The 21554-nt window shown below is 66.3% G+C and carries 14 protein-coding genes; 3 read left to right on the forward strand and 11 right to left on the reverse strand.

What is annotated here, in order from left to right:
- Positions 1-23 precede the first annotated feature (23 nt).
- The 7 genes from glgB to AQZ59_RS09745 all read right to left on the reverse strand — a co-directional run bounded on the left by glgB (position 24) and on the right by AQZ59_RS09745 (position 10319).
- Entirely contained in the window at positions 24-2189 is a 2166-nt protein-coding gene (gene glgB / locus AQZ59_RS04510) for a 1,4-alpha-glucan branching protein GlgB (protein WP_236698668.1), read from the reverse strand.
- A gap of 66 nt (positions 2190-2255) precedes the next feature.
- On the reverse strand, positions 2256-3572 hold the full coding sequence (locus tag AQZ59_RS04515; RefSeq protein WP_062613477.1) for a phosphotransferase: 1317 nt from the start codon (positions 3570-3572) through the stop codon (positions 2256-2258).
- On the reverse strand, positions 3569-5290 hold the full coding sequence (treS, locus tag AQZ59_RS04520; protein ID WP_062613478.1) for a maltose alpha-D-glucosyltransferase: 1722 nt from the start codon (positions 5288-5290) through the stop codon (positions 3569-3571). The genes AQZ59_RS04515 and treS overlap by 4 nt, the downstream gene beginning before the upstream one ends.
- Before the next feature lie 15 nt (positions 5291-5305).
- Positions 5306-7489 (reverse strand): alpha-1,4-glucan--maltose-1-phosphate maltosyltransferase, encoded by a 2184-nt coding sequence (locus AQZ59_RS04525; protein ID WP_062613479.1) that lies wholly within the window; start codon positions 7487-7489, stop codon positions 5306-5308.
- A 51-nt stretch (positions 7490-7540) separates the two neighbouring features.
- Positions 7541-8629, reverse strand: coding sequence for an ABC transporter permease (locus tag AQZ59_RS04530; protein ID WP_062613480.1), 1089 nt, complete (start codon positions 8627-8629; stop codon positions 7541-7543).
- Positions 8626-9267, reverse strand: coding sequence for an ABC transporter ATP-binding protein (locus tag AQZ59_RS04535; protein ID WP_236698659.1), 642 nt, complete (start codon positions 9265-9267; stop codon positions 8626-8628). Before AQZ59_RS04535 ends, AQZ59_RS04530 begins: the two co-directional genes overlap by 4 nt.
- A complete protein-coding gene (locus AQZ59_RS09745; protein ID WP_062613481.1) occupies positions 9264-10319 on the reverse strand; it encodes an efflux RND transporter periplasmic adaptor subunit in 1056 nt (351 codons plus the stop codon). The genes AQZ59_RS04535 and AQZ59_RS09745 overlap by 4 nt, the downstream gene beginning before the upstream one ends.
- A 555-nt stretch (positions 10320-10874) precedes the next feature.
- Between AQZ59_RS09745 and AQZ59_RS04545 the strand changes: the two genes are divergently transcribed.
- Positions 10875-11615, forward strand: coding sequence for a hypothetical protein (locus AQZ59_RS04545; protein WP_062613482.1), 741 nt, complete (start codon positions 10875-10877; stop codon positions 11613-11615).
- Positions 11616-11683: 68 nt separating this feature from the next.
- Here the strand turns inward: AQZ59_RS04545 and AQZ59_RS04550 are convergent, their stop codons facing one another.
- From AQZ59_RS04550 to glgX, 3 genes are all read right to left on the reverse strand, one after another.
- Positions 11684-14050: a glycogen/starch/alpha-glucan phosphorylase gene (locus tag AQZ59_RS04550; protein ID WP_062613483.1), complete on the reverse strand. Its 2367-nt coding sequence runs from the start codon at positions 14048-14050 to the stop codon at positions 11684-11686.
- A 103-nt stretch (positions 14051-14153) separates the two neighbouring features.
- The gene (trpS, locus tag AQZ59_RS04555) at positions 14154-15242 is read right to left on the reverse strand and encodes a tryptophan--tRNA ligase (protein ID WP_062613484.1); all 1089 of its coding nucleotides are present in this window, start codon (positions 15240-15242) and stop codon (positions 14154-14156) included.
- Between the two features lie 39 nt (positions 15243-15281).
- Positions 15282-17459, reverse strand: coding sequence for a glycogen debranching protein GlgX (glgX, locus tag AQZ59_RS04560; RefSeq protein WP_062613485.1), 2178 nt, complete (start codon positions 17457-17459; stop codon positions 15282-15284).
- Between the two features lie 123 nt (positions 17460-17582).
- On the opposite strand from glgX, the gene nudC reads away from it, so the two are divergent.
- Both nudC and AQZ59_RS04570 read left to right on the forward strand, forming a co-directional pair.
- Positions 17583-18491, forward strand: a complete 909-nt coding sequence (gene nudC / locus AQZ59_RS04565; RefSeq protein WP_062613486.1) for an NAD(+) diphosphatase — start codon at positions 17583-17585, stop codon at positions 18489-18491.
- Entirely contained in the window at positions 18484-20484 is a 2001-nt protein-coding gene (locus AQZ59_RS04570) for an ATP-dependent DNA helicase UvrD2 (RefSeq protein ID WP_062613487.1), read from the forward strand. The genes nudC and AQZ59_RS04570 overlap by 8 nt, the downstream gene beginning before the upstream one ends.
- Before the next feature lie 11 nt (positions 20485-20495).
- Here AQZ59_RS04570 and AQZ59_RS04575 read toward each other — a convergent pair whose 3' ends face one another.
- Positions 20496-21446 carry a hypothetical protein gene (locus AQZ59_RS04575; RefSeq protein WP_062613488.1) on the reverse strand — a complete coding sequence of 317 codons (951 nt, stop codon included), beginning with the start codon at positions 21444-21446 and terminating at the stop codon, positions 20496-20498.
- Between the last annotated feature and the right edge of the window lie 108 nt (positions 21447-21554).

Below are 21554 nucleotides of genomic sequence, written 5' to 3' on the forward strand. Positions count from 1 at the left end.
AATCGCCGGCTTCCGGCCAGCCGCTACGCCCGCTTCGGCGTCAGGTACACCACGCCGTAGGGCGGCAGCTGCACGATCGCCGAGTGGGCGCGGCCCGCGTGCTCCACCGGCTCGGTCTCTACCTGGCCGAGGTTGCCCACGCCCGAGCCGCCGTACTCGACCGCGTCGGTGTTGAGAATCTCCTCCCACACGCCTTCGAACGGCAGCCCGATGCGGTAGTCGTTGTGCGGGACTCCGGAGAAGTTGCACACCGCCACCACGAAGTCGTCCTCGTCCTTGGACTTGCGCAGGTAGGCCAGCACGTTGTGGTCCGAGTCGTTGACTTCGATCCACTCAAATCCGTGGTTGGTGAAGTCGTCGCTCCACAGGGCGGGGTGCTCGCGGTAGATTTCGTTGAGGCGCTTGACGCAGGCCATCACCCCGTCATGGCCCGGGTTGTCGGTGAGCCACCAGTCGAGGCTCTTGCCCGAGTTCCACTCATCGATCTGGGCGAACTCCTGGCCCATGAACAGCAACTTCTTGCCCGGGTGGGACCACTGGTAGCCGAGCAACAGGCGCACGCCGGCCAGCTTCTGCCAGTGGTCGCCGGGCATCTTGCCGTACAGGGAACCCTTGCCGTGGACCACCTCGTCATGCGAGAGCGGCAACAGGAACTGCTCGGAGAATGCGTAGACCAGCGAGAACGTGAGCTCCCCGTGGTGCCACTTGCGGTTGATCGGCTTTTCTTCCATGTAGTGCAGGGTGTCGTTCATCCACCCCATGTTCCACTTCAGGCCGTACCCGAGGCCGCCCTGATCTGTCATGCCGGTGACTCCGCCCCACGACGTCGATTCCTCGGCGATCATCATGATGCCCGGGTGCGTACGGTAGGCGGTGGCGTTGGCTTCCTGGATGAAGGAGATCGCCTCGAGGTTTTCCCGCCCGCCGTACACGTTGGGCTGCCACTGGCCATCCTGGCGCGAGTAGTCGAGGTAGAGCATGGAGGCGACGGCGTCCACGCGCAGCCCGTCCACGTGGAACTCCTCCAGCCAGAACAGCGCGTTGGCCACGAGGAAGTTGCGCACCTCGCGCCGGCCGAAGTTGAACACGTAGGTGCCCCAGTCCGGCTGCTCGCCGCGCAGCGGGTTCGGGTCCTCGTACAGCGGCGTGCCGTCGAAGCGGGCGAGCGCCCACTCGTCCTTGGGGAAGTGGGCGGGCACCCAGTCCATGATGACGCCGATGCCGGCCTTGTGTAGCTCGGAGATGAGGTAGCGCAGCTCGTCCGGATGGCCGTAGCGCGCGGTGGGGGCGTAGTAGGAGGTGACCTGGTATCCCCACGACGGCCCGAACGGGTGCTCGGCCAGTGGCATGAACTCCACGTGGGTGAATCCCGTGTACTTCAGGTGGCCGATGAGCTGTTCGGCGGCGTCGCGGTAGGACAGGCCGTGGCGCCAGGAGCCCAGGTGCAGTTCGTAGACCGACACCGGGCCGGCGTGCGGATCCGTCTTCGCGCGCCCTTCCATCCACTCCTCGTCATCCCACTCGAAGTGGGACTCGGTGATAATCGAGGCCGTCGACGGCGGGATTTCCGTACGCCGAGCCATCGGGTCAGCCTTCTGGTGCCAGCTGCCGTCGGCGTACTGGATCTCGAACTTATAGCGCTGGCCGTCCTCGGCACCGGGGATGAAGAGCTCCCAGATGCCGGAGGTGCCCATGGTGCGCATCGCGGCAGACACGCCGCTCCACGAGTTGAAGTCGCCAATCACGCGCACGACGCGCGCGTTGGGTGCCCACACCGAGAAGCTGGTGCCGTGCACCGGGCCCATCGGCGTGTCATAGGTCTGCACGTGAGCGCCGAGCACCTTCCACAGCTGCTCGTGGCGGCCCTCGGAGAACAGGTAGCGGTCCACCTCACCGATGGTGGGAAGGAAACGGTAGCCGTCATCGGTGGTGGCCTCAAAGTCGCCGTAGGTGGCGCGCACCTGGTAGGTGGGAACCTCCCCGCCCGGGATCGCCACCACCCATACGCCGTTCCATTCGTGGGCGGCGGGGTATTCGGCGTCGGGGGTCACGATCGTCACCGAGTCTGCCAGCTGGCGACTCACGCGGATCGTGACGGTTTCACCGTTGGTGTGCGGCCCAAGGACGTCATGCGGCGAATGGTGAATTCCATTTGAGACGGCGTCAAGAACGTCATGGGAGACAGACATCGGTACGGGTTCAGTCATGTCAGGCTTCCTTCATCGTGCTGGCTAATGGCAATATTCTACGTCGGATTAGTTGTCCTGGGCGCCGATCAGGCGAAGTACTCCGCGCACGGGAATCTCCAACCAGGTGGGTCGGCTCGCCACCTCATAGCTCACCTCATACAGGGCTTTGTCCAAGGTTAGGGCGTCGAGCAGGCGTTGTTCGGAGGTCTCGATCTGCCCGTATCCGGCCATGAACGCCTCCCGCGCGCTCCGCGTCCACGCCTCCAGTTCGGCCCGGTTCCCGCCGGCGAGTTCGGCCGAGCCCCCGGCGTAGTCGAACGAGCGCAGGATGCCGGCCACATCGCGCAGGGCCAGGTCCGGGTGCACGCGTTCGGCAAGCGGGCGCAGCGGCTCGCCCTCGAAGTCCAGCGCCACCCAGCCCCGCCCCGGGGCGTTCAACACCTGGCCCAGGTGGTAGTCGCCGTGGATGCGCTGCAACGGGGGCCAGTGCTCCTCGAGCGCCCCGGCGAACACGGCCTCGATCCGGTCGCGGTAGTCGGCAAGCGCGGGCACCTGGGCAAGGGCCGTCCGGGCGCGCTTGCGCCACTGGTCCACGATCTCGGCCCGCATCGCCGGCGTCGCTTCCACCGTGGGGAAGGCCTCGGCGAGCTGGCGGTGAATGTCGCGCGTGAGCTTGCCCAGCGCCACGATTTCGCCGCATTGCGCGAACGACGCCGTCGTCTCCAGTTGTCCCCGCAGCACCTGCCACGCGTCGGTTGCCCCCGCGAGGAACTCTTGGGCCACGAGCATGTCGGTGCTCGCCGCGCCCCACGCCCCGGTCACCGATCCGTACTGGCGGGGCACCGCGCGCGAGCCGGCGGCGTCCAGCGCGGTTTGCAGCTCGACGTCGGGGTTCGCCCCGTCCGACAGCACGCGGAAGACCTTGAGGATAATCCCGGCCGAGCCCGTCTCATCCAGCTCGGCGAAGCGGTAGATGATCGACGTGTTCGACTGCTCCGAGGTCAGCTTGGCCGCGCTCGCCACGGGCGCGGCGGGCCGGATCGGGTGGGCCTCGAGGGTCAGGCCATCCCCGGACAGTGCTCCGGTGTAAACCGCGCCGAGCAGGGCGGCCTGGCCATCGGCGTCGTCGGTGGCATCAAAGACGTCGACCGCCCCGGTGCGCTCCCGGAACGTCAGCGGCACCGAGAACATCAGCTCTCCGGAGCGGACCAGGAAGATCTCCGTGCGGGCCGCGCCGTCGGCGAGCAGGGCGCTCGGGCCGAACTCGAGCTCATCTCCCGGGTTGCCGGTGAACCACCGAGCGCTCGTCATCCACTCCCGCGTCACGCCGGCGAGCGCCTCGGGCGTCACGGCGCCGAGCGTGGCTTCGATCGTGCCGATCACGCGCTATCACCCTCCACGGGCGCCGACTCGCCCTCCCCGGGCGGGGTCAGCTCGAACCAGAAGAAGTCGCGCGAGCCGAGGGTCATCGGGTAGCGGCCGTCCTCACCGATCGCGGGGAAGCCGGCGCCGCCAAACACGTCGCGCACGTTCCACCCCGCGTACTGCGGCACCTCGACCACCGCGGCGCGCGCCGTGTTGGCCATGTTCATTACGCACAGCATCGCCTGCTCGGAGTTCGCGCGGGTGAAGGATAGCACCGCCTCGTTGCCCGACTCGCGCAGCTCGAAGTCGCCGTTGCCGAGCACCGGGTAGCGGCGGCGCACCTGCAACGCCCCTCGCATCCAGTGCAACAACGACGCCGGCTGGGCCAGCTGCGCTTCCACGTTGATCGCCTGATAGTGGTAGACGAGCGACTGGATTGTGGGCAGGTAGAGCTTGCCCGGGTCGGCGGTGGAGAAGCCCGCGTTGCGGTCCGGGGTCCACTGCATGGGCGTGCGCACCGAATCACGGTCCGGCAACCAAATGTTGTCGCCCATCCCGATCTCATCCCCGTAGTACAAGCACGGCGAACCGGGCAGCGAGAGCAAGAGTGCGTTGGCCAGCTCGATCTCCGCGCGCGAGTTGCCGAGCAGAGGCGCCAGACGACGCCGGATGCCCACGTTCGCCCGCATCCGCGGGTCCTCCGCATACCAGCCATACATCTTGGCCCGCTCCTCGGTGGAGACCATCTCGAGCGTCAGCTCGTCATGGTTGCGCAAGAACGTACCCCACTGGGAGCTCGCCGGGATCGCGGGGCTGGCATTCAAGATGTCACGAATCGCGGTGGCCCGCTGGTCGCGTAACGCGTAGTAGATGCGCGGCATGACGGGGAAGTGGAAACACATGTGGCACTCCGGAGTCTCTTCATCCCCGAAGTACTCCACCACGTCCTCCGGCCACTGGTTGGCCTCAGCCAACATGATCTTGCCTGGGAACTCCTCATCCAGCATGGCGCGTAACTCCGCCAGGTAGGCGTGCGTGCGCGGCAGGTTCTCCCCGTTCGTGCCCTCCTCCTCAAACAGGTAGGGCACGGCGTCGAGCCGGAAACCGTCAATCCCAAGCCGGGCCCAGAAGCGCACCACGTCCTTAATCGCCTCACGCACCTGCGGGTTTTCGTAGTTGAGGTCCGGCTGGTGGGAGAAGAAGCGATGCCAGAAATACTGGCGGCGTACCGGATCGAACGTCCAGTTGCTCGCCTCCGTGTCAATGAAAATGATGCGGGCGTCCGAATAGGCCGTGTCGTCGTCGCTCCACACGTAGAAGTCGCCGAACGGGCCATCCGGATTCGAGCGCGAGGACTGGAACCACGGGTGCTGATCCGAGGTGTGGTTGACCACCAGGTCAATGATGATGCGGATCCCGCGCCGGTGGGCCTCCTCGATCAGCTCGCCAAACTCCTCGATCGTGCCGTACTCGGGCGCAATCGCCGTGAAGTTCGAGACGTCGTACCCGCCGTCGCGCATGGGTGAGGGGTAGAAGGGAGGGATCCACAGGCAATCCACGCCCAGCCACTGCAGGTAGTCCAGGTGCTCGATGAGGCCGCGGAGGTCACCGGACCCCTTCCCCGTCGAATCCCCGAACGCACGAAGCAGGACCTCGTAGAAGACCGCCGTCTTGAACCAGTCCGGATCGTCGGACAGCCCGGGGAAATGACCAGAGTCGAAGTGCGCGTTGGCCACTAAGCCACCTTTCGGTTAGAGAACCTTGACAGAGAGGATATGTGCGACCGTCCCGTTCGGGTCGAGGTTCACGTACGGGCGGTCGTTCCAGCGGAAGGAGGCGCCCGTCAGCTCGTCATAGACCTCGATCGCCGGTGAGCCGTCCCAGCGGGCCGACGTGCCAAAGACTGACAGGTCGAGGTCAATAGTGGCCGAGTGGGTCTCGAATGGGTTGAGATTGAGCACTACGATCACCATGTCCACCGAGCCATCCGCCGACTCCTCCGGGTGGGAGACCTTGCTGAAGCACAAAATGTTGTCATTATTCGTGGGGTTGATCCGCACGTTGCGCAGGCGGCGCAGCGCCAGGTGGCGGCTACGCACGTCGTTCAACTTGGTCAGCAGGTCCGAGATACCAAACGCCTCAGCCGAGGACCAGTCCCGGCTTTTGTATTCGTACTTCTCATTATCGATCTGCTCCTCCGCACCCGGGCGCGCCACGTTCTCCGCCAGCTCGTATCCCGAGTAGATGCCCCAGGTTGGCGAGCCGGTAGCGGCGAGGATGGCCCGGATCTTGAAAGCCGGCACGCCGCCGCGCTGCATGTACGGGGTGAGGATGTCGTGCGTCGTCGGCCAAAACGCCGGACGCACCCGCGAATCCGACTCCGCCGAGAGCTCCCACAGGTAGTCCTCGATCTCCTTCTTCTCATTCCGCCACGCGAAGTAGTTGTAGGACTGGTGGAAGCCCACCGCGCCCAGGGTCTGCAGCATCGGCGGCTTCGTGAACGCCTCGGCCAGGAAGATGACCTCCGGATGCTCCGCCCGGAACTCCTCCAGCAGGCGCTTCCAGAACATGACCGGCTTCGTGTGCGGATTATCTACGCGGAAGAGCGTCACCCCGTGGGAGACCCACAGCTTCAGGATCCGCTTGATCTCCTGGTAGATCCCCTCCGGGTCGTTATCGAAGTTCAGCGGGTAGATATCCTGGTACTTCTTCGGAGGGTTCTCCGCGTAGGCGATCGTGCCATCCACGCGCGTGGTGAACCACTCCGGGTGTTCCTTCAACCACGGGTGATCGGGGGAGCACTGGAGCGCGATGTCGAGCGCCACCTCCATGCCCAGCTCCCGGGCGCGTGCCACAAACGCGTCGAAGTCCTCGAACGTGCCCAGGTCCGGGTGGATCGCGTCATGGCCGCCGTCGGCAGAACCGATCGCGTACGGCGATCCCGGATCCTCCGGGATGGAATCGAGGGAGTTGTTGCGCCCCTTCTTGTTCGTTTCACCGATCGGGTGGATCGGGGTGAGGTAGACGACGTCGAAGCCCATCGCCGCGATACGATCCAGCGCCTCAGCGGCGGTCTTCAGCGTGCCCGACACCCACTTCTCAGCCGCCGCGTCGTAGTAGCAGCCCGCCGAGCGCGGGAAGAACTCGTACCACGAGCCCACGAGCGCGCGCTCGCGGTCCACGTTCACCTTCAGCCGCGCCGATTCCGTGACCAGGTCACGCAACGGGTAGGTGGCGAGCGCCCGGCGCACGTCCTCCGAGGTGGCCGCGGCGAAGCGCAGGTTGATCGCCACCCGGTCACGCTTCATCACCGAGATTGCATCGCGCAGGATCTTGCGCTCCTCGCTACGCGCCGGCATCTTCTCCATCGCGCGGGTGAGCACACGCGCGCCCTCGAGGAATACCAGCTCCGTGTCCTGACCGGCGTTGAGCTTGATGTCGGCGTCGTGGTACCACGTGGCAACCGGGTCAGACCACGCGCGCACGAAAAACTCCCACGTGCCCGGGTGGGTGGGGGTGAGCCAGCCCTTGTAAATGTTGAGCCCCGGGTGGGAGTCGTACATGATCGACTCCTGCACCTCGCGCCCCTCCGGATCCACGAGCACGGCGGCAGCGCCAAACTGGTCGTGGCCCTCGCGGAACACCGTGGCGGTGACGGGGAATGCCTCGCCCTGCGTGCCCTTCGCCGGCCACGCGCCGTTCTGCAGGCTCGGCTGGACGTCGACGATCGGGATGCGGCCCAGCGTGGGCGCCTCGGCGGCCTTTGTGGCCTTGGTGGTGCGGCGCGTGGTGGCGCGCGGCTTGCGCGCTGCGGGCTTCTTCGCCGGCGCCTTTGCAACGGCAGGAGCCTTGCCAGCAGGCGCCTTCGTGGCGGCTTCAGCGGCAGAAGCAGGAACAGCGGGCTGGGTGAAATCGTTGCTAGTCACGTTTTTCATCCTATGCCAAAGGCCGCAACTTTACTGCCGCAATCAGCCGGTATCGAAATGCTACATGTGCGTGCGCATCACGGTGACGGGATCGCGGTAGGCGGCAACAACGCCGGGCGTGAACGCCGCGAACACCGCCGCAGTGACCGTCAGGATGAAGGTTGCCAGCGCAAACGTCCAGGGCACGGCCACGCCGCGGGTTGCGAGCACGATGTGCGCGCCCAGCACGCCGGCCGCGGCGCCCAGTAACGCGGAGTAGGCCACGCGCAACTGGACGAAGGCTACGAGCTGAGAGCGGGTGATGCCGAGCGTGCGGCGTCGTCCAAGATCGCGGGCGTGGAGGAGGACGTCGGCGAACACGACGCCAAACACGATAAGCAGCCCGGCTCCCATCGTCTGCGCCACGTTTGCAGTGCCCGAGCTACGCAGGATCCCCATAACCTTGAGCGATTCGGCTGCCGACGCCGCCGCCGACTGCTTGGCGATCTCGATCCCTGGGAATTCGCCGACGACGTCGGAGACGTCCCGCTCCATGCCCGAGAGCACCTCGAGGCTGCGTGCCACCACGTGCAGGCGTGCGTAGGCGCCGGCCTCCTCGGTAGAGATGGCGTAGGAGTTGAGGTCGGTGAACGGGGGTCGCGCCGCGAAAGTGCCGACCACCGCCCACTGCTCCCCGGCGGGGGACTCCACGTAGCCCACCCCGTCGACAAGCCGGAGCGCGTCGAGCGCCCCGGGGCCGATGACGACCTCGTGGGGGTCGGGCATCCGGCCCGAGGTGAGTGTGAGCGCGCCGTCGACGTCGCCGGCGATGTGGGACAGTGGCACGGGCGTCGAGTCCTGGCCGAGGTTGCCGGCTACGATGTCCTGCGGGGTGGTCATGGCCAGCGCGCGTTCGACCGAGGACAGCGAGCGCACCGAGTCCACGATCGGCATCCCGATCACCTGCTGCTCGCCGTCGGTGAGCTTGAACGTGCGCGCCTCGGGGGCGTTGAGCGACTCGCTGATGGAATCGTAGGTGGCGGCGTTCGAGCCCGCGCTCGCCATCGTAATGGCGCCCATGCCGGCGGTCAGGAAGGCGATGAGGAGGGCCGCCACGGGAGAGGAGCGGAAGGCGCGCCAGGATTCGGCGAGGAGTTCGGCGATGTTCATAGGGCGAGCACCCTGTCCGCGCGTTCCAGCACCACCGGGTCATGCGTGGCGATGACGACGGCGCGCCCGGACGCCGCCATGTCGCCGAGCGCGTCGAGGACGATCGCGGAATTTGCGGGGTCGAGATTGCCTGTCGGCTCGTCGGCGAGCACGACGGCCGGGTCGTTGACCAGCGCCCGGCACAGCGCCACTCGTTGCGCCTGGCCGCCCGAGATCTGGGCCGGGCGGTGGGTGGCCCGTTCCTCCAGGCCGACCTCCGCTAGGAGGCGGCGGGCGCGCTCGAGGAGGTCGGCCCGGCGCGCGCCCGCATACAGCCCGGGCTCGATCACCGAGTCGATCATCGGGCGTGCCGGGTCGAGCTCGGAATCTTGAAAGACGAAGCCGAACTCGCGTGCCCGCACGGAGGAGATCTCGTGGTCCTTGAGCGTGGTGAGGTTCCTCCCGCGTAGCCGGATCGTGCCCGACGTCGGGCGCAACAACATGCCCAGGATGTAGAGGAGCGTGGACTTCCCGCGGCCGGACGGGCCGGTCACCGCCGTCACGCCGGCCTCGAAGTCGTGGGTCAGGCCGTCGAAGAGCTCGGGCAGGGAGGCCTTGTAGCGAAAGGTGAGGTCCGTGACGGTGAGGATTCCGGTCACGACTCCTCCTCCTGCGGCCCCGACAACAGGAGCGTGTCGCCTTCCTCCACTCCCTCGACAACCGCGAGGCCGCCCGAGACGCCCACGACCGTGACGTTCACGCTCTCCTGCGCATCTCCCGCCACGCGGGTCACGCTGGTGGTGCCGTCGGCGTGGGTGCTGATCGCGGCCACCGGGACGGTCACGCCCGTGGCAGGAGGGACGAGGACGACGTCGGTCAGCAGCGAGGCCGTGGCGGTGGGCGGGAGGGCGTCGCATTCCTCGCCGCAGACGAGCCCGCCGTCGGCGCCGAGCAACTCGAGCGAGATGCCCTCGTCGGTGGTGCTGGACTGGCCGACCACCCCGTCCCACGTCAGCTCACCGTGGTGGACGCGCACCGTCGTTCCGGGTGGGATCATTCCCGCCTGGGTGGGGGTGACGATCATAGCGAAGATCGGATCGCGGTCCAGGATAGAGATCGCCCGCTCCCCGCCGGATAACCGGGCGCCCGGATAGAGGATCGACCTATCGATCATGACCGGGGTCGCCTCGGAGGGGATGGCGATGAGCTGGCCGATCGGCACCACGTCGTCGAAGCCGGCGCCATGCTCGGCGAGCAGGGCCTTCATCGCCGCCCGCGTGGCCGCGGTGAACTTCTGCCCAGGTTCGGCGAGGAAACCGGTGTCGACCAGCATCTGGTTGAGCTGGGCGACGTCGTCGCCCGAGTCGCCGGGCGCGAGGTCGCGCCAGAATGGGGTAGAGCCGACGACGGCGAAGACGGGCCGGGCGTCGACCTGGTAGAGAATGTCGCCCTGTGAGGCAGTGGAGGCGTCCGTGACCTTGAGGACGTAGCCCTCCAGCGCGTTGACCGTCAGGGGGAGCGCCTGCCTGCTCACGCTCGCCGTGAGGACGATCTTGTGCTCGATCGTTCCCGACGTGGCCTCGACCGTGGTGGGCGCGGCGTCCTTGGTAGGTGCGGAGCTCGGGGACGCGACGGTGTACCCCGCCCAGAAGACGCCGGCGAGCACGACGACGGCGCCGAGGAGTGTCGCGAGAGCACGAAAACCTTTCATACGGGTTCCCTTACATGCGCAGCGTTCTGGATCAAGCGGGAGGCCTGAACTTGCGGTGTTGGTTCGCTACTCAGAATCAACTAGTTGATGATCTTAGGCGCGCACGTAGCGTAGGTGCCTTTCCAGAGTAGCCATGGCGAACTTGCAGACCACGTCTTGGTCCCTCCAGATGTGGTGTATCCCCATCCCACATACTCGCCGTACTTCGAGTAAACGGTCGAACCGCCGAGTTTAAGAGTCATAGTAGCGAAACGCTGTTGCTCACCTCTGACAGCATTCCTTGCGATTGTTGCGCAAGAATGAGTCCCCGATTTTGTACCAGCCGAAGCAGGTATTGTAGCGCCAAATACGAGCGCTACCGACATCATGGTCGCAGCAACGACTCTACCAAATCTCTTCATGAGATTATTCCTTCTATCATCACTGAAATAGGTACTTTCAGGTTAAATGTCGGGCATTCTTCCATCAAGGATACCTACTACTGCCTTGGTAGGATGGCAAGATTTAGTCTGATTTGCCATAGTTGATAACGGATTGCTTTGAAGGATGGTTTTCATGCGTAAGCCTTTCTGTGCCGTACTTGTGACTGTTTTGCTCGCGGGTTGTTCTGTTCCCCAGGCACAACAGCCCGACGCCCCGACGTCCGAGGGCACGGGGACCTCGGAGGGGCCGTCGCGGGACTGGGATCCCAAGGCGTGGGAGCCAACCGTCACCATTACGCGCCCCTCGCTGACCGAGGACGAGAAGGATCAGACCCGCAAAGAGGTTGCACGGCAATTCGTCACGGATCCCGAGCTGCTTGAGAGCCTGCCTGATGTGCCCGTCGTCGCCTATTACGATTCGTTCCGAGAACAAGAAAAGAAGATGGCCGAGTGTATGACCGACGCCGGCTTTAGCGCCAAAGCACTTCAAACGGGCGGCCTGTCCTATGGTAAGTATCCCGAGTTGCAAGAGCGGGCATTCCAGCTGGCGGGATACACGTGCCAAATGCAGTTTCCCTTCGACCCGGCCCTCGCCCGCGACTGGTCAGCCGAGCAGGTCGGGCTCGTCTACGACTACTGGAACGAGTACATGATTCCGTGCCTGGAGGGGTACGGCTATGCGACGGACGTCTCCAAGCGCCCCTCGCGTGAATCCTACGTGCAGAACTTCTTCGCCGAGGACGGCTCGGGGCGGGAGTGGTTCCCCACCGACCTCCAGCCTGCTCTCGAAGCCGAGGGCGGCCACGACGACGTCCTCGAGGCCTGCCCGGCGCTTCCCCCGAGCGACATGCTCTACGGGGTTGCCCTCAAGTAGCGCCTAGAAACGCAGTGGTGCCCGCGCAATCGCGCGGGCACCCCGTGGGATCAGATCGCTTTTACACGTCAGATCTTCTGTGGCTCGATCTTCCACACCTCGCGGGCGTAATCCCGAATCGTGCGATCAGAGGAGAAGCGGCCCGACTCGATGATGTTCTTCAGGCACATCGCCGCCCAGTGGCGACGGTCGGAGAAGTAGTCAGCCGCCACCCTATCGCGGGTCTCGCGGTAGGAGGCGAAGTCGCCCAGCACGTAGTATTCGTCCGCGCCGCCCCAGCCGTCGAACAGCGAATTGTGCAGGTCGTGGAACAGCCCCGTGCCGCCGTCGTCGAGCGTGCCGTCCACCAGCGCATCCATGACACGCTGTAGGCCGGGGACCTCGGCGGCCGTGCGCCGCGGGTCGTACGTCTTGCGCAGCTCGGGCAGCTCGTCCTCCGTGGCGCCGAAGATGTAGGCGTTGTCGTTGCCCACCGCGTCCACGATCTCCACGTTCGCACCGTCCATGGTGCCCAGCGTGAGCGCGCCGTTCATCATGAACTTCATGTTGCCCGTGCCCGAGGCCTCCTTGCCGGCGGTGGAGATCTGCTCGGAGATGTCGGTGGCCGGGATGATGTGCTCGGCGGGGGAAACGTTGTAGTTCTCCACGAAGACCACCTTGAGGCGGCCGGCCACGTCGTCGTCGTTATTGACCAGTTCGCCGATCGTGTTGATCAGCTTAATGATCGCCTTCGCACGTACGTAACCGGGGGCGGCCTTCGCGCCGAAGATGAACACGCGCGGGGGCACCTCCATCGACGGGTCGTCCTTGATCTGGAAGTACAGGTCAAGGATGTAGAAGGCGTTGAGTAGCTGGCGCTTGTACTCGTGCAGGCGCTTGATCTGCGTGTCGAAGATAGCGTCCGGGTCCACTTCGATGCCCTGGCGGTGCTTGATCCACGCGGCGAAGTCCACCTTGTTGGCGTGCTTGATCGCATTTAGGCGGTCGAGCACGTCGGCGTCGTTGAGGTAGCCCTCGAGGTTCTTCAGCAGGTCCAGGTCGCGTACCCACTCGTCGTTGCCCAGCAGCTCGGTGAGCAGGGCGGACAGGCGCGGGTTGCACTGGTCAAGCCAGCGGCGCGGAGTCACGCCGTTGGTCTTGTTGTTGAACTTCTCCGGCCACACGTCGTACCAGTCCTTGAGCGTGTCGGCCTTGATGATCTCCGTGTGGAGGGCGGCTACGCCGTTGATCGAGAAGGCCGCGTAGCAGGCGATCCACGCCATACGGATGCGGTTGCCGGACACGGGTGCCATGTAGTCGATCTTGCCCTGGTCGAAGCCGGCCTTTGCGATCTCCTCGCGGAAGCGGCGGTCAATCTCGAAGATGATCTCGCGGATGCGCGGGAAGAGCCGGTCGAAGATCGACACCTCCCAGGTCTCCAGCGCCTCGGCCAGCACCGTGTGGTTCGTGTAGGCGAACGTGCCGCGCACGATCTCCCACGCCTCGTCCCACCCGAAATCGTGGTCATCCATGAGGATACGCATGAGCTCGGGGATGGCGAGAACCGGGTGGGTGTCATTGAGCTGGATCGAGTTGAACGTCGCGAAATCCTTCAGCGTTCCACGCTGGGCCAGCTCGTTGTCCACGATCTGCTGGAGGGAGGCCGAGCAGAAGAAGTACTGCTGGCGCACGCGCAGCACCTTGCCCTCGAAGGAGGAATCGTTGGGGTAGAGCACGCGCGAGATGTCGTTGACCCGCTCGCGCTCCACGATCGCGCCCGTGAAATCCTGCGAGTTAAACGCGTTGTAGTCGAAGTCGGCCATCGGCTCGGCCTTCCACAGGCGCAGCGTGCCCACGTTGTCGGTGCCATATCCGGTGATCGGCATGTCGTAGGGGATCGCGCGGACCTTGAGGTCGGCGTAGTTGATGAACTTGACGTTCTCCTCACGGCGGATGACGAAGGGGTAGCCCTCCTCCATCCACGGATCGGGCTCTTCGCCCTGGTTGCCGTCCTCGAAGAATTGCTTAAACAGGCCGTAGCGGTACAGGATGCCATACCCGCGCACGGGCAGGTTCTGGGTGGCCGACGAGTCGAGGAAGCACGCGGCTAGGCGGCCCAGGCCACCGTTACCAAGCGCGGCGTCGTGCTCCTCCTCCAGGACGTCGCTCAGGTTCTGGCCGAACGCGCCCAGGGCCTGTTCGGCTTCCTCGACCAGCCCCAGGTTGTTGAGGTTGTTGAGCAGCGCCCGGCCCATGAGGAACTCGGCCGAGAAGTAGTGCTGCATGCGCGAGGCGTTGTAGCGCTCCTCGGTCTTTTGCCAGTTGTCGGCAAGGTGGTCGACGACGGCGGCCGCGGTGCCCTGCCAGTATTCCTGCAGTGTGGCGGAAAGGACGTTCTTGCCAGAGACGGAACGGACCTGGCCCGCAATTGTCGCGGTCAAATTATCGTGAGTCATGAAACCCCTTCAGTGAAGCGTGGACGTCCACGAGACCTAACGCTCCAAGGATACCCGCGAAAAAAGCGTCTCCAAATTGGTCCAGGATTGTTGCAAGAAAACGTCAGTAACGCATGCCAAGCGCGTCGTGAACTTCCGCGAGTGTCTGCGCCGCCTGCTCGCGGGCCCGGGCCACTCCGCGCTCGAGCACGGAGGTGAGGTAGGCCGGGTCGTTTGCAAGCTCGGCGCGGCGTTCGCGCAGGGGTGCCAAGTGCTCGTTGAGGGCCTCGGTGACGACGTTCTTCAGGGTCCCGCCGCCGCCGTTGCCGATCTCCTCAGCGATCTCGCGCGGGTCGCGGCCGGTGGCCAGGCCCGCCAACAGCAGGAGGTTGGACACTTCGGGGCGGCCCTCCGGATCAAACGTGATGAAGCGCTCCGAATCGGTCACGGCCTTCTTAATGAGCTTGGCCGTCTCATCCGCGCTCATCCCCAGCTCGATCGTGTTGTGGCGCGACTTGCTCATCTTCGCCCCGTCCAGCCCGAGCACCGACTCGGCCTCGGACAGCAGGCCCTGCGGGCGCGGGAACACACGGGACTCGCCCTTGTGGCCGTAACGGGCCTCGAATCGGTCCGCGATCACGCGCGCCTGCTCCAGGTGGGGGAGCTGGTCCTTGCCAACCGGCACCAGGTTGGCCTTGCAGAACAGGATGTCGGCCGCCTGGTGGACCGGGTAGGTCAGCAGCAGGCCGGACATGGGTCGCCCGCCCGTCGCCTCAAGCTCGGCCTTGACGGTGGGGTTGCGGCGCAGTTCGGCGTCGGTCACGAGGGAAAGGAAGGGCAGGAGGAGCTCGTTGAGCTCGGGCACCTGGGAGTGGGCGAAGATCGTGGTCGCCTCCGGATCCATGCCGATCGCCAGGTAGTCGGTGAGAAGGGAGTAGACCGAATCGCGGATCGAGCCCGTCTCATCGCGGTCGGTGATCACCTGGTAGTCCGCGATCAGCAGCCAGGTATCGACCCCGCGGCGTTGGATGTCCACCCAATTGCGAAGCGCTCCAAAGTAGTGACCGATGTGCAGGTTGCCCGTGGGGCGGGCGCCCGTGAGCACACGGAACTGGGAAGGGTCCTCGGCAATGGCCCGATCGATCTTCGCGCTCACCGAGCGAGCGTGATCGAGGGAGGCATCGGACATGTCAAAGCTAGCGCGATCAGTCATGCCCCCATGATAGGTGGCCGCCTCGACGTTTCGAAACTTCTAGGCCGGGTTGGCGAAGAACAGTGTCAGTGAGAGCGGGGGCACGCGCGTGAGGGCGCCGGGCGCGTACGTCGGCGTCGATCGGCGCGGAGTCTCCCAGGTGGAACGCCACTCGAGACGGAACGGGTTGCCCCGCCCCTGCGGGAGCTGCACCACGCGCCAGGTGACGTTGCCGTTCGCCACGATCAGCGCGTCCGCGTCCTGCCCGAAGCCCGAGCGCAGGGCCTGCAACAGGCGCACGTTCGGGTCAAACCACTTGTAGTCGGGCATCATCTGGCCGGTGTAGTCGAGCCAGGTGATGTCGGGGATCACGTCGCCGTCGGCGGTGTTGCCCGTGTAGAAGGTCGTGGGGCGGAAGGTGCGGTGGTCGCGGCGCAGGCGCAGCAGGTAGGCCACCGTGTCGAACATGTTGCGCTGGTCCTGGTCGAGGTCCCAGTCGATCCACGAAACCGCGCCGTTTTGGCTGTAGGCGTTGTTATTGCCGCCCTGGGTCTTCATCAGCTCGTCGCCGGCGGCGATCATCGGCGTGCCCACGGAGAAGAAGAGGGAAGCGAAAAGGTTGCGCATGGTTTGACGACGCGCGGCCAGGATCTTCGGGTCGGCGCTCTCGCCCTCCACCCCATGGTTCCACGAGCGGTTGTTGTCCGTGCCGTCTCGGTTGTCCTCGCCGTTACCCTCGTTGTGTTTGTGGTTGTAGCTCACCAGGTCATACATGGAAAAGCCGTCGTGGGCGGTGATGAAGTTGACCGAGGAATACACCCCGCGCCCGCCGGGCATGCGCCCGTGCCCGAACAGGTCCGCCGAGCCGGCGATGCGGGTGGCGAGGTCGCGCTGGTCCCCGCCCTGGCCACCGTGGACGATCGCGGCCGGCTCCGTGACCCAAAACGAGCGCAGTGTGTCGCGGAAGCGGTCATTCCAGTCCGCGGTCGGCGGCGGGAACTGGCCGGTGCGCCAGCCGCCGTGCCCCAGGTCCCACGGCTCGTTGATGAGCTTGACCTGGGACAGGATCGGGTCGGTGGCCATCGCCACGTAGAGCGGGTGCATGTGGTTAAACGAATCGCCCTCGCGCCCGAGCGTGACCGCAAGGTCGAAGCGGAAACCGTCCACCCCGATGTGCTCCACCCAGTAGCGCAGCGAATCCAGGGTCAGCCGGATGACCGGCATGCGGCGGAAATCAAGGGAGTTGCCGCAACCGGTGGTGTCGATGAGCTGGCCCGGCCGCTGGGAATCGTGGCGGTAGTACATCGAGTTGTCCAGCCCGCGCCAGGACACGGTGGGCCCATCGGAGCCTGCCTCGCACGTGTGGTTGTACACGACGTCGAGCAGCACCTCAATCCCCGCGTCGTGCAGGAGCTTGACCATGCCCTTGACCTCGTCGATCACCGCTTGCGGCCCGGCGGCCCGGGAGGATTCCATCGCGTAGGAGGGCTCGGGGGTGAAGAAGCTTAGGGTGTTGTACCCCCAGTAGTTTTCCTTTCCCTGGACGGACAGGAAGGGTTCGCTCATCTTCGCGTGGATCGGCAGGAACTCGATCGCGGTGACGCCCAGGCTCTTGAGATGGTTGATCGTGACAGGGTGGGCGGCGCCGGCGTACGTGCCGCGCAGCTCCTCGGGGATGCCGGGCAGGGCCTTCGTCAGCCCGACCACGTGCGCCTCGTAGATGACCGTCTGGTCCCACGGCACGTTCGGCCGATGGATCTCCAGGGGCTGATCTTCGACCACGACGCCGAGCGCCGTTACCTCCGCCGAATCGCGCTGGTCGGCCTGGTGTGACGGGTCCGGCTTGAGGTCGGCGTCGACGACGTGCGAGTAGAGCGCCGGGTGGAGTTCGGGGGTGCGGGTGATGGCGCGCGCGTAGGGATCGAGGAGGATCTTGGCGGGGTTGTGCAGGAGGCCCTGGGCCGGGTCCCAGCGCCCGTGCACGCGAAAACCGTAGGCCTGGCCGGCGCGGATGCCGGGCACGTGCCCCGACCACACGCCGTGGTCACCGCGGCGCAGGCGGAAGCGGCGCTCGGAGGTGTGGTAGACGCTTGCGTCCACGAAGCAGACGTCCACTGCCGTAGCGTGCGAGGCCATGACGGCGACGTCGACCCCATGGCCGGTAAGGTGCGCGCCGAGGCGAACCGGGCCCGTGACGGGCAACGACGGCTCGGGCTCGCGCGCGGTATAGCGCGACACGGGCTTTGTGGATTGCTGGGAAGTCACGAACCCTATTGTGGCAGTTTATGGTGTGAATCGGTAGCGGGCTGGCCTCCGGCAGTGTCGGAGGGGCGCAGTAGAGTGGAGGGGGAAGGAGGCACGATGTACGGAAAATTGAGCGAGCGGCGGGCGATCGGCCAGCGGGACGCGGAGAGCAGGTCTGATCCGCGGGCGGGGCTGGCCGATCCGCGCGGACGATACCTCTTAATTCAGGAGGGGGACGTGCCGTTCGACGGTGCGCTCGTGTTTTTGACGCGCGGCCAGTTCCAGCAGCTGGGCGCGCCTGAACCGTCCTACCTCGGCGTGTTCGAGGGGCGGCCGTACTTCGGCGTCGATGCTGGGGCGCTCAGCGTTGATCGCGCGTGGCAGGGCGAGCTGGCCGGCTTGCGCTTCGCGCCGTTGCGGGAGGTTGGCCACCTGCTGAACGAGGCCGAGGCGGCGCTGGCGATGGAAGCGATGGCGCTCCTCAACTGGCATGGCACGCCGTACTGCCCCATGTGCGGGCAGCGCGCAGAGCTGGTCGAATCGGGTTGGCAGATGCGCTGCCCGGGCGGACACGTGATCTTCCCGCGCATGGACCCGGCGGTCATCATGGCGATCCGGGACGGGGCGGACCGCCTGCTACTCGGGCGTAACCGCAGTTGGCCCGCCGGGCGCTTTTCCACCCTGGCCGGCTTCGTGGAGGCCGGGGAGACCTTGGAGGACGCGGTGCGCCGCGAAGTCCTGGAGGAGGCAGGGATCGAGGTGGGGCGCCTGGAATACTTCGCCTCCCAGCCCTGGCCCTACCCGCGCTCGCTCATGGTGGGCTTCCGCGGTTGGACGGCGCAGGAGGCGCCGGAGCTGAGGCCCGACGGCGTGGAGGTGGTGGCGGCCATGTTCGTCACGCGCGCCGAGCTACGCCAGATGTACGCGGACAACCCCGCCTCGATGCCCGGGCCCACGTCCGTGGCTCGCGCCCTCATCGAGGACTGGCTGGGCGGACCGCTAGAAAGAGGAGGGGCACGTGTTTGATGCCGAGGAGCTACTGAGCCACCTGGACCCGCGCCAGCGCGAGGTGGCCGAAAACGTGAGCGGGCCGATGGCGGTGCTGGCCGGCGCCGGCACAGGCAAGACCCGCGCGATCACCTACCGCATCGCTTATGCCGTGCACTCGGGCCAGCAGCGGCCCACGAACATCCTGGCCGTCACCTTCACCCACCGGGCGGCCAGTGAGATGCGCTCGCGATTACGCGACCTGGGGGTGCCCACCGTCCAGGCCCGCACCTTCCACTCGGCGGCGCTGAGCCAGCTGCGTTATTTCTGGCCGAACGCGATCGGCGGGCGGGTGCCGGAGATCAAGGAGTCGAAGGTCAACCTGGTGGCGAGCGCCGCCGCTCGGCTGGGAATGAGCGTGGACAAGGTCTCGGTGCGCGACATGGCGGCCGAGATCGAGTGGTCGAAGGTCTCGCTCATCGCGCCGGGGGACTACGAACGCGAGGCCGCCTCCCAGCTTCGCCCGGAGGTGGCCGGCTATTCGCACGCGGAGATCGCCGCGCTCATCAGGGCCTATGAGGAGGTCAAGTCCGAGCGCGCCGTCATTGATTTCGAGGACGTCATCGTCATCCTTATTGGCATCATGCGTGATCGGCCCGACATCGCGGCCACGATCCGCAAACAGTACCAGCACTTCGTGGTGGACGAATACCAGGACGTGTCGCCCATGCAGCACCGCCTGCTCCAGCTGTGGCTGGGCGATCGGCGGGACCTGTGCGTGGTGGGTGACGTGTCGCAGACCATCTACAGCTTCACCGGGGCCTCCGCCCGGTATCTGGAGGGCTTCACGCAGGAGTTCCGCGGGGCGCGCACGGTCAAGCTCAACCGCGACTACCGCTCCACCCCGCAGATCGTGGAGCTCGCCAACGCCGTCATCGAATCCGACCACAACGCCGCCGCCGTCCAGCTCGTCTCGGCGCTAAAGTCCGGCCGGCCCGTCACGTACTCCATGTATGCCGACGACGCCGACGAGGCGGTCGGCATCGCCGGCAAGATCCTTACCCTGCGCGAGTTGGGCATGGACTTTTCCGACATGGCGATCCTCTACCGCACGAACGCCCAATCCCAGGAGTTTGAGACCGCGCTCGCCCATGCGGGCATCCCGTACGAGATGAAGGGGTCGGAGCGCTTCTTCATGCGCCGCGAGGTCAAGGACGCGATGGTGGCCCTGCGCGCCGCCGCGCGTGGGGCGGTGGCAGGGGAGTTGCCGCAGATTGTGGAGGACACGCTTTTTGGGATGGGCTGGCGGCCCGAGGCGCCCGAGGCGGGGGCGGCCAAGGAGCGCTGGGAGTCCCAGAACGCTCTGCTCAAGCTGGCCCAGGCCATGTGGGACAGGCGCCACGCGAGCGTGGCCGAGTTCGTGGCCGAGCTCGAGGAGCGCGCGGAGCTGGGCAACGAACCCACCACCAACGCTGTCACCCTCTCCTCCCTCCACGCCGCCAAGGGTCTGGAGTGGGGAGCCGTGTTCCTCGCCGGCATGAGCGAGGGGCTCATGCCGATCTCCCACGCCTCCAGCCCCGAAGCGGTGGCCGAGGAGCGCCGCCTGCTCTACGTGGGCATCACCCGCGCACGCGAAGAGCTCTTCATCTCCTATGCGGAAGGCAACCGGGGCCGGTCCAAGCGCAAACTCACCCGCTTTCTCGACGAGCACTGGCCCCAGCCCGAATCGCGCTCCACGCGCTCGCGGCGGGCCAGCTCGAAGGCGGCCAAGGAGCAGTGGGCGGCGGAGAATCCTGACGACGTGGCGCTGTTTGAGGAGCTGCGCATGTGGCGGCTGGCCAAGGCGCAGGAGACGGGCAAACCCGCCCACCTCATCTTGCACGACGTGACGTTGCGCGAGATCGCCGTGAAGAAGCCGCGCGACCTGGCCGAGCTCGGCCGTGTGCGCGGGATCGGTACCCGCAAGCTCACCGACTACGGCTTCGACCTGCTCGCCATCGTGGGGGACAAGCCCATCGGCTTCGGGCGCTAGCCGAAGCCGGTTCACGCGGTGCTGAGCGTGCACCCGCACTTGGGGTGGGGCTGGAGCACCATCGGCTCGGGCGGATGCGGTGCCGGCCCCACCTTCCACATGTGGGGTACGGGCCCGCCGTCCAGGTAGGCCACGATGTCGCGCACGGCCAGCGAGATCACCATCATCGCCGAGGAAGACTCGGGCATGAGGGGCGTGGCCGAGCAGGCCTGCTGGATGAGGTCGGTCCAATTCGGGTCCGCATCCGCGCGGTGCAGCATGAGGCAAGTGCCGCACGCCGACTCGTGAGGGATTGAGAGCGGACCGGCGAAAACGTCCACCTCCTCGATCCAGGTCTGGTAGACGGGCGCGGACTGGCCCAGGTACATGCCCACGCTCACCGGGTCGGTGGCATACGTGCCGCTGACCACCACCACGTCTGGCGGGCGTACCCCCATGTCCACCCCCGCGGTCTGGATGGTGGGCGCCTCCCGGCGCAGCAGGGTCTTGAGCGCGGCGGCCCGCCCCCTGCCCAAGCCGAGCGAGGTCATCGTGGGATGATCGCTGTAGCCGACCGCGCCGGCGTCATCTGTAGTAATCTTGCCCACCCCGCAACGGGCGAGCGCGATCGCGATGCCGGCGCCCAGGTAGTCGGCGCGGTGGATGTGGACGTGGCAGTTCTGGCGGCGCGGCGAATCCTGCCGGATGCGCCGCCACGGCGCGTGGTCCATCCCGGAGGAGGGGCGCTGGTCAAGCACGCCGGCGTCGGTGAGCATCCCAAGCAGCGCGGCCAGCCGCTTTCGGGAGATGCCGGCGGCCTTGGCCCGCACCTCCACCTCGGGCCGTTCCTGAGGGAGGGTGAGGGTGTCGACGAACGACAGCTCGGCCTTGCTCAGCCCGTCAAGGCTGAGGCCGATGCGCGGGTCGATCCCGATCTGGGCACGCCACGGTCCCGTCCAAAACACTCCAGTGGTCAGCTGCATGAGGCACACGCTAGTCAAAACGCCGGGCGCGCGCCCCGGCAATGCACCGCTGTGGAAAACTGCCGCGCGCTCGCGGGACTCGCCTCGTTCGTGGCACTCGCCTCCCTC

The organism is Trueperella bernardiae, assembly GCF_001469025.1.
GTDB lineage: Bacteria > Actinomycetota > Actinomycetes > Actinomycetales > Actinomycetaceae > Trueperella > Trueperella bernardiae.

Excerpts from the sequence above, each read along its gene's own strand:
- AQZ59_RS04550 (WP_062613483.1), bottom strand. The coding sequence starts at position 14,050 with ATGACTCACGATAATTTGACCGCGACAATTGCGGGCCAGGTCCGTTCC.
- nudC (WP_062613486.1), top strand. The coding sequence starts at position 17,583 with ATGTACGGAAAATTGAGCGAGCGGCGGGCGATCGGCCAGCGGGACGCG.
- AQZ59_RS04530 (WP_062613480.1), bottom strand. The coding sequence starts at position 8,629 with ATGAACATCGCCGAACTCCTCGCCGAATCCTGGCGCGCCTTCCGCTCC.
- glgB (WP_236698668.1), bottom strand. The coding sequence starts at position 2,189 with ATGTCTGTCTCCCATGACGTTCTTGACGCCGTCTCAAATGGAATTCAC.
- AQZ59_RS09745 (WP_062613481.1), bottom strand. The coding sequence starts at position 10,319 with ATGAAAGGTTTTCGTGCTCTCGCGACACTCCTCGGCGCCGTCGTCGTG.
- AQZ59_RS04545 (WP_062613482.1), top strand. The coding sequence starts at position 10,875 with ATGCGTAAGCCTTTCTGTGCCGTACTTGTGACTGTTTTGCTCGCGGGT.
- AQZ59_RS04525 (WP_062613479.1), bottom strand. The coding sequence starts at position 7,489 with ATGAAAAACGTGACTAGCAACGATTTCACCCAGCCCGCTGTTCCTGCT.
- AQZ59_RS04575 (WP_062613488.1), bottom strand. The coding sequence starts at position 21,446 with ATGCAGCTGACCACTGGAGTGTTTTGGACGGGACCGTGGCGTGCCCAG.
- trpS (WP_062613484.1), bottom strand. The coding sequence starts at position 15,242 with ATGACTGATCGCGCTAGCTTTGACATGTCCGATGCCTCCCTCGATCAC.